At 68.5% G+C, this 8,549-nt stretch carries 4 protein-coding genes and 1 pseudogene; all 5 read left to right on the forward strand.

The window, feature by feature from the left end:
• The first annotated feature begins 333 nt into the window (after positions 1-333).
• A complete protein-coding gene (gene uvrA / locus MFF24_RS28185) occupies positions 334-3,450 on the forward strand; it encodes an excinuclease ABC subunit UvrA (RefSeq protein WP_238229163.1) in 3,117 nt (1,038 codons plus the stop codon).
• Between the two features lie 534 nt (positions 3,451-3,984).
• Positions 3,985-4,926: a transporter family protein gene (locus tag MFF24_RS28190; protein ID WP_108941639.1), complete on the forward strand. Its 942-nt coding sequence runs from the start codon at positions 3,985-3,987 to the stop codon at positions 4,924-4,926.
• A 341-nt stretch (positions 4,927-5,267) separates the two neighbouring features.
• Positions 5,268-6,242: a S1C family serine protease gene (locus tag MFF24_RS28195; RefSeq protein WP_238229164.1), complete on the forward strand. Its 975-nt coding sequence runs from the start codon at positions 5,268-5,270 to the stop codon at positions 6,240-6,242.
• A gap of 335 nt (positions 6,243-6,577) precedes the next feature.
• Positions 6,578-8,002 (forward strand): methylenetetrahydrofolate--tRNA-(uracil(54)-C(5))-methyltransferase (FADH(2)-oxidizing) TrmFO, encoded by a 1,425-nt coding sequence (gene trmFO, locus MFF24_RS28200; protein WP_238229165.1) that lies wholly within the window; start codon positions 6,578-6,580, stop codon positions 8,000-8,002.
• Between the two features lie 97 nt (positions 8,003-8,099).
• A pseudogene (locus tag MFF24_RS28205) lies at positions 8,100-8,326 on the forward strand (IS3 family transposase); the annotation flags it as partial.
• Between the last annotated feature and the right edge of the window lie 223 nt (positions 8,327-8,549).

Here is an 8,549-nt window from a genome sequence, read left to right on the forward strand (position 1 = left end):
ACCGACAGGGCTGAAGGCATGGCATCCTCCATCACAAGCCCACCCAGTGAATCACACGCCAGCCAGATCGCCTACCCCAAGTGATTCAACCCGCTAGGGCACGGCTCTAGCCGGTCTCTGCCATCGCGGACCGCGTCCGATCCGCCTTCCCCGCCGCGCAGAGCAGGTCGGCGTTGCCGTCGTACCCGTTCCGTTCTAGTGGTTTCGGGCCGCTGGGAACCCATCTCCGTCCCCGGATACTGTTTTCCCGCGCGGCACGCCCGTTGCCGTCCGAACGATCGAGGGGGCGCCGCATCCGGGCGGCCCGGATCCGCCGCAGAGAATTCTTCGCCCATGGCCACAGCCAAAGCCCGCAAAGCCGAGACCACGGCCAAGGATGCCAAGATCAAGGATGCCAAGAACAAGGCCCCCACGAATAAGGTGAGAAGCCAGGACACGGCCGAGGCGAGGACCGATGCGCAGCTGGCCGCCCTGTTCGACGCGGCCGGCGAAGAGCGCGCGCGCGACACCCGCGTCATCTCGGTGCGGGGCGCCCGTGAGCACAATCTCAAGAACGTCGATCTGACGATCCCCCGCGACAAGTTCGTGGTGTTCACCGGCCTGTCGGGCTCAGGGAAATCGTCGCTGGCCTTCGACACGATCTACGCGGAAGGGCAGCGCCGCTACGTCGAATCGCTCTCGGCCTATGCACGTCAGTTCCTGGAGATGATGTCGAAGCCCGACGTCGATCAGATCGACGGGCTCTCGCCGGCCATCTCGATCGAGCAGAAGACGACCTCGAAGAACCCGCGTTCCACCGTCGGCACGGTGACCGAAATCTACGACTACATGCGCCTGCTCTGGGCGCGGGTCGGCATCCCCTACTCGCCGGCCACCGGCGAGCCGATCGAGAGCCAGACCGTCTCTCAGATGGTCGACCGGGTGCTGGAACTGCCGGAGAAGACCCGGCTCTACCTGCTCGCGCCGGTGGTGCGCGGCCGCAAGGGCGAGTACCGCAAGGAGATCGCCGAGTTCCAGAAGAAAGGCTTCCAGCGCCTTCGCATCGACGGCGAGTATTACGCGATCGACGACGTGCCGAAGCTCGACAAGAAGCTCAAGCACGACATCGACGTGGTGGTGGACCGCATCGTCGTGCGCGACGACATCGCCGCGCGGCTGGCCGATTCCTTCGAGACCGCGCTGGAGTTGGCCGACGGCATCGCCGACATCGAGTTCGCCGATGTGGCCGAGGGCGAGCAGCCGAAAAAAATCACGTTCTCGTCGCGCTTCGCCTGTCCCGTCTCCGGCTTCACCATCCCCGAGATCGAGCCGCGGCTGTTCTCGTTCAACAATCCGTTCGGCGCCTGCCCGACCTGCGGCGGCATCGGCCACGAGATGCGGATCGACCCCGAACTGGTCATCTCCGATCCCGCGCTCACCCTGAAGCGCGGCGCGGTCGCTCCCTGGGCGAAATCGACCTCGCCCTATTACGACCAGACCCTCGACGCGCTTAGCCGTCATTTCGGCTTCAAGACGACGGTCGCGTGGTCGGCACTGCCGGAGCAGGCTCGCGCGGTGATCCTGTTCGGCACGGGCAAGGAGTCGGTGCGCTTCGACTACAATGACGGCCTGCGCTCCTACTCGGTCAACAAGCCGTTCGAGGGCGTGATCCCGAATCTGGAGCGGCGCTACAAGGAGACCGAGAGCGACGCCTCGCGCGAGGAGATCGGGCGGTTCATGAGCGCCACCCCTTGTGCCGCCTGCGACGGCAAGCGGCTCAAGCCGGAGGCGCTCGCGGTCAAGATCGACCGGCAGGACATCGGCCAGGTCACGGCTTTGTCCGTGCGCGAGGCGCATCGCTGGTTCTCGGAGATCTCGGGCAAGCTGACGGACAAGCAGAACGAGATCGCGGTTCGCATCCTGAAGGAGATCCGCGATCGGCTGACCTTCCTTGTCGATGTCGGCCTCGAATACCTGACGCTCGCCCGCGGCTCGGGCTCGCTGTCGGGCGGCGAGAGCCAGCGCATCCGGCTCGCCTCGCAGATCGGCTCGGGGCTCACCGGCGTGCTCTACGTCCTCGACGAACCCTCGATCGGCCTGCACCAGCGCGACAACGAGCGCCTGCTCGGCACGCTCAAGCGCCTGCGCGATCTCGGCAACTCGGTGATCGTGGTCGAGCACGACGAGGACGCGATCCTCCAGGCCGACTACGTGGTCGATGTGGGCCCCGGCGCCGGCATCCACGGCGGCGAGATCGTCGCCCAGGGCACGCCGGAGGAACTCCTGAAGGACCCGGCCTCGCTGACGGCCAAATACCTCACCGGCGAACTCTCGGTGCACACGCCGAAGGAGCGCCGCAAGCCCGGCCGCGGGATGCTCACGGTCGCCGGGGCGCGCGGCAACAATCTGAAGGATGTCACCGCAAAGATCCCGCTCGGCACCTTCACCTGCATCACCGGCGTCTCCGGCGGCGGCAAGTCCACGCTGGTGATCGACACGCTCTACAAGGCGGCGGCCAAGCGCCTCAACGGCGCCCTGGAACACCCCGCCCCGTTCGAGCGGATCGACGGGCTGGAGCATCTCGACAAGGTCATCGACATCGACCAGTCGCCGATCGGCCGCACCCCGCGCTCGAACCCGGCGACCTATACGGGCGCCTTCACTCCGATCCGCGACTGGTTCGCCGGCCTGCCCGAGGCCAAGGCGCGCGGCTATCAGGCCGGACGCTTCTCGTTCAACGTGAAGGGTGGGCGCTGCGAGGCCTGCTCGGGCGACGGCGTCATCAAGATCGAGATGCACTTCCTGCCCGACGTCTACGTCACCTGCGACGTGTGCAAGGGCAAGCGCTACGACCGCGAGACGCTGGAGGTGCGCTACCGCAACAAGTCCATCGCCGACGTGCTCGACATGACGGTGGAGGAGGCCGCCGACCTGTTCAAGGCCGTGCCGTCGATTCGCGAGAAGATGGAGACGCTGGCCCGCGTCGGCCTGCACTATGTCCGCGTCGGACAGCAGGCGACCACGCTCTCGGGCGGTGAGGCCCAGCGGGTGAAGCTGTCCAAGGAGCTGTCGAAGCGGGCGACGGGGCGCACGCTCTACATCCTCGACGAGCCGACCACCGGCCTGCACTTCCACGATGTGGCCAAGCTGATGGAGGTGCTCCACGAACTGGTCGAGCAGGGCAACACCGTGGTGGTGATCGAGCACAACCTCGAAGTCATCAAGACCGCCGACTGGGTGATCGACATGGGCCCCGAGGGCGGCGACGGCGGCGGCCGGGTGGTGGCCCAGGGCACGCCGGAGGAGATCGCCGCGAGCACGGCGAGCCATACCGGGCGCTTCCTGCGCGAGGTGCTGGCGCGGCGTCCCGCCGGGAAGCCGCCGAAGCCGGCGATCAAGGGGGCCGACAAGGCCAGTCCAGCTGCCCCGCGCCGCCGCGGCGCGGCTTCAGGCCGGCAAGCCGCCGAGTAGGGGGCGGGTTCCGCTTCTTCGCGAGGGGCAGGGCAACCTGACGGCAGCCGGTTCTGAACCGGCTGCGGCGTAGGGCCGAGGCGACGATTCGGACTGCCGTGACCGGATGCGACGGCCCGGTCGAGCGGGAATCCGGCATTCGCACTTGCGCAATCGCCCGCCCCGCCCTGCCGAAGCCTCCCGGCCCGGTGCGACAGCCAATTGCTTGATGAAAATGTACTATTTCACCTGAATTCACCCCGCCGCACGGCTTCTGCCGAAGATGGAAGCGTTAAGAGGTCATTAAGGGTTTGGTTGCTCCGCAGCGAAAATGCGGCTTTTGCGCAACGGTGAGATCCGAACTGCCGAGATTGAAGGCAATCCCCTGTCTTTCGCGGCCGGTCTGTAGAATAGTTCCCAACGTCGAGACTTGAAGTGCAGCCGTAGGGGGCCCCGGCATCACACCAGCCATCCCACTCTGGGGAGAGAGGGAGGCGAAAGGTATGCGGGCGCTACGGGGCGGACGCCTGAAATCCTTGGGAAGGAACGAGAAAAATGATGAAGAACTGGCTCGCCGCAGGCGCGATCGCGCTGACGGCCGGAATGACGACGACCGTCGCCCAGGCGCAGACGACCACGGTTCCCGGTGAGCAGGTCGGTCTGGCCGTTGGCGCGCCGCTCCCCGAGGGCATCTACGCGATCAACACCTTCACCTACCGCAGCCCCGATGGGCCGGACGCGATCTCGGTCGACACCGCGGTCAACGTGCCGATCCTGGTGTGGGCGACCCCCTTCGTGCCGTTCGGCGGCCGCCTCGAATTCGTCGTGGCCCCCCCGACCGTGTTCACCTTCAGCCGCGCTGCTGGCGGCCGTGACACCTCGATCAACGTCGGCACCTTCGTCGGCGCGATCTGGGCGTTCGACCTCGGCGGCAATGTCGGCGTCAGCTTGCTCGGCGGTTCCTACCTCAACGAGCTCAACGCCGGTCGCGGCGGCGGCCTGAACATCCTGGCCTCCAACACGTACCGTGTCGGCGGCGCGATCAGCTACACCGGCGACGGCTGGAACCTGACCGCCAACCTGACCTACAACTTCTACGACTCGCCCAGCCGCTTCGACGGCCGCAACGGCATCCCCGGCTTCTTCGGCCCGGTGCAGATCTCGGACGCGTTCAACCTCGACCTGACCGCGACCAAGAAGTTCGGCAAGTTCGAGATCGGCGCCATCGGCTACGGCACGGTGAACCTCGACCCGAACCTGCTCGCCTTCGTGAACGACCCGACCAGCCGCATCGGTCGCGGTGGCCGGTTCGCCCTCGGCGGCCTCATCGGCTACGACTTCGGACCGTTCTCGGTTCAGGCCTACGTCGCCCGCGACGTCGTGACCTCGGCCGGCGTGCCCGAGAGCACGGACGGCTGGTTCCGTATCGTCGCCCCGCTCTACACCCCGGCGGCGGCTCCGGCCCCGATGCCGGCTCCGCTGGTTCGCAAGTACTGATCACACGGAGCGGGGACGCAAGCGTCCCCGATCCCCTCACGATGAAGCCGCCCGGCCGCAAGGCCGGGCGGCTTCATCCGTTTGTGGCGTGACGAGCGCCCGCCCCCTCCGCGCGGCGCCGGCGAGGGCCGCCGGAGCGTGGCGGAGCCGGCCCTGGCTGAACGGGGCGCGTCCCGGCGACCGGACCCCGGCGGGGCGCCATTCGACGCGGTGCCGGACGGGTGTCGGAGTGATGTGTGCCGCCTATCTGTGCCGGAAGCGCCGCCCGTCAGCGTGGAGCCGCTTCGCGGAAAGGCCTTCCACGGGCGGCGGCAGGGCGAGGCACAGGGAAATCGAAGACCATGTCCGCGCACGGCGAATTCAGGATTCCGGCCGCCCTGCAGCCGAAGGCCGGCGACTACGCCTACGATCTGGAGCGGGCGCTGACCTCGGTGGTCTCCCTCTCCAGCCGGGTGCCGGCGGAAGCCTTCACGGCGGAGACGCTCGGCACCGAGCGGGCGGGCAACGGCGTGATGATCCGCGAGGACGGGCTGGTGCTCACCATCGGCTACCTCGTGCTGGAGGCCGAGAGCGTCTGGCTGACGACCCATGATGGGCGTTCCGTTCCGGCCTACGTCGTCGGCTATGACGGGGAGACCGGTTTCGGTCTCGTCCAGGCGCTGGGCCGCCTCGACCTGCCTGCCCTCAGGCTCGGAAGCGCGGACGCGCTGCAGGTCGGCGAGCGGGCGGTGATCGCCGGGGCGGGCGGGCGCTCGCACAGTGTCGCGGTCGAACTTGTCGCCCGGCAGGAATTCGCCGGATACTGGGAATACGTCCTCGACGAGGCGCTGTTCACCGCCCCCGCCCACCCGCACTGGGGCGGCACCGCCCTGATCGGGCCCGACGGGGCGCTGATCGGCATCGGCTCGCTGCAACTGCAACAGGGCGGGTCGGGCGCGGGCCGGGCGATCAACATGGTCGTGCCGATCGACCTCCTGCCGCCGATCCTCGCCGATCTCGAGACCCGCGGCCGCGCCGATCGCCCGCCCCGCCCCTGGCTCGGCCTCTACGCGACGGAGACCGAAGACGGCGTCGTGGTGATGGGCGCCGCCGACAAGGGGCCGGCGGAAGCCGCGGACCTGCGTGCGGGCGACGTGCTGACGGAGGTGGCGGGCGAGCCGGTGGCCGATCTCGCCGGATTCTTCCGGCAGGTCTGGGCGCTCGGCGAAGCGGGCGTGCGGGTGCCGCTCACGGTCAACCGGGACGGGCGCCTGACGCGGCTCGCGCTCACGTCCGTCGACCGCGATCGCTTCCTGATGGGCCCGAAGCTGCACTGACCGGCGGCGGCCCTCAGGGCGGGGGCGGCATTCCACGATGGGGACATCCATTCCTCATTCTTCCGGCAGGTCTGGGCGCTCGGCGAAGCGGGCGTGCGGGTGCCGCTCACGGTCAACCGGGACGGGCGCCTGACGCGGCTCGCACTCACGTCCGTCGACCGCGATCGCTTCCTGATGGGGCCGAAGCTGCACTGACCGGCGGCGGCCCTCAGGGCGGGGGCGGCATCCCACGATGGGGACATCCATTCCTCCCCGACCTCCGGGCGGCCTGCCCGGCAAGAGGTCGGGCGCTCGCCCGCATTGATCGCGGACCGGCGTGGTTCTATCCCATCGTGATGAGCAACCCGATCCATATCGTCGGCGGCGGCCTCGCCGGTTCGGAGGCCGCGTGGCAGATCGCCCAGGGCGGCCGCGCGGTCGTGCTGCACGAGATGCGGCCCCATCGCGGCACCGATGCCCACCAGACCGAGGGGCTGGCGGAACTCGTCTGCTCCAACTCCTTCCGCTCGGACGACGCCAACGGCAACGCCGTCGGCCTGCTGCATCAGGAGATGCGCAGCCTCGACTCGCTGATCATGCGCGCGGCCGACGCGAACCAAGTCCCCGCGGGCGGGGCGCTCGCCGTCGACCGCGAAGGGTTTTCGGGGGCCGTCACCGCGGCGCTCGAAGCGCATCCGAACATCACGATCGTCCGCGAGGAGGTCGCGGGCCTGCCGCCGGAAGAGTGGGGCTCGACCATCCTCGCCACCGGCCCCCTCACCTCCCCGGCTCTAGCCGAGGCCGTCGGCGCGCTGACGGGCCGGGAATCGCTCGCCTTCTTCGACGCCATCGCCCCGATCGTCCACCGCGACTCGATCGACATGGGGCGTGCGTGGTTCCAGTCCCGCTACGACAAGGCCGGCCCCGGCGGCACGGGGGCGGATTACCTCAACTGCCCGATGGACCGGGAGCAGTACGAGGCCTTCGTCGCCGCCCTCATCGCCGGCGAGAAGACGGCGTTCAAGGAATGGGAGGCCACCACCCCCTATTTCGACGGCTGCCTGCCGATCGAGGTGATGGCCGAGCGCGGCCCCGAGACCCTGCGCCACGGACCGATGAAGCCGGTCGGCCTCACCAACCCGCACAACCCGACGGTGAAGGCCTACGCCATCGTCCAGTTGCGGCAGGACAACGCGCTCGGCACCCTGTTCAACATGGTGGGCTTTCAGACCAAGCTGCGCCACGCCGAGCAGGTCCGGATCTTCCGCACGATTCCGGGCCTCGAGAACGCCGAGTTCGCCCGCCTCGGGGGCCTGCACCGCAACACCTATCTTGACAGCCCGCGCCTGCTCGACGCGACCCTGCGTCTGAAGGCAAGGCCGCAACTGCGCTTCGCCGGCCAGATCACCGGCTGCGAGGGCTATGTCGAGAGCGCCGCGGTCGGGCTGATGGCCGGCCGCTACGCGCTGGCCGAGGCCGAGGGGACCACGCTTGCCCCCCTGCCTCCGACGACGGCGCTCGGGGCGCTCATCGGCCACATCACCGGCGGCCATGTCGAGGTAAGCGAGGATGCGGGATCCAGCGCGCCGCGCTCGTTCCAGCCGATGAACGTGAATTTCGGTCTGTTCCCGCCGCTCGAGCGGATGCCGCGCAACGAGACCGGCAAGCGCCTGCGTGGCCCCGAGAAGGCGGCGCTGAAGAAGCGGGCGCTCACCGACCGGGCCCGAGACGACCTCGCCGCCTGGATCGGGGGAACGGGCCTCCCGCACGCGGCGGAGTAGAGAGCGGCTATGCTGGCTTCAAGGCGCCGCCCTGAAGACCCACCAAAGGGCCGTATGGCCCATTGAAAATCCGAAATCTCAGAACGGACCGGGCTTCGACCACGCCGGTCTCCAGATCGATCAGGCCAGGAGCATGAAGGATCTGGAACGCGAGAACGCCCGGCAGCGGCTGCTCGTGGCCGAGCTGTCTTTGGAAACGTGGGTTCTGGCGCACGTCGCCTCGAGAAACCTGTAGCCCCCAGGCGATGCAGGCAGGCGCTCGACGGCATTCGAGCGAAGTATGGCCTCTCGGAACATCACGCCTGCCGGATCGTCGGCCAGCATGAGAAGCCAGGAGGCCGACTCAACACCGGGGCGCTCTGACGCAACAGGAAGCTTCAAGACAGCGATGGAGCACTGCGTGTACCCCGCGCGATGCCGAAGGCGCATCAGCATTTGATCGGCCCCCAGGCGGTGGTCCAAGTTCTAAGTTAGTGCAGGGTCGGCCTTTGCTCCACGGGTCGCTTGGCCGGCGGAGCCGACCGGGTGAGCGCAGCCGGCCAAGCGG

This window comes from Methylorubrum aminovorans, from assembly GCF_022179725.1.
Classification (GTDB): Bacteria; Pseudomonadota; Alphaproteobacteria; order Rhizobiales; family Beijerinckiaceae; genus Methylobacterium; species Methylobacterium aminovorans.

Bases quoted from the DNA above. Each gene is read 5' to 3' on its own strand.
- uvrA (WP_238229163.1), top strand. From the start codon at position 334: ATGGCCACAGCCAAAGCCCGCAAAGCCGAGACCACGGCCAAGGATGCC.
- MFF24_RS28190 (WP_108941639.1), top strand. From the start codon at position 3,985: ATGATGAAGAACTGGCTCGCCGCAGGCGCGATCGCGCTGACGGCCGGA.
- MFF24_RS28195 (WP_238229164.1), top strand. From the start codon at position 5,268: ATGTCCGCGCACGGCGAATTCAGGATTCCGGCCGCCCTGCAGCCGAAG.
- trmFO (WP_238229165.1), top strand. From the start codon at position 6,578: ATGAGCAACCCGATCCATATCGTCGGCGGCGGCCTCGCCGGTTCGGAG.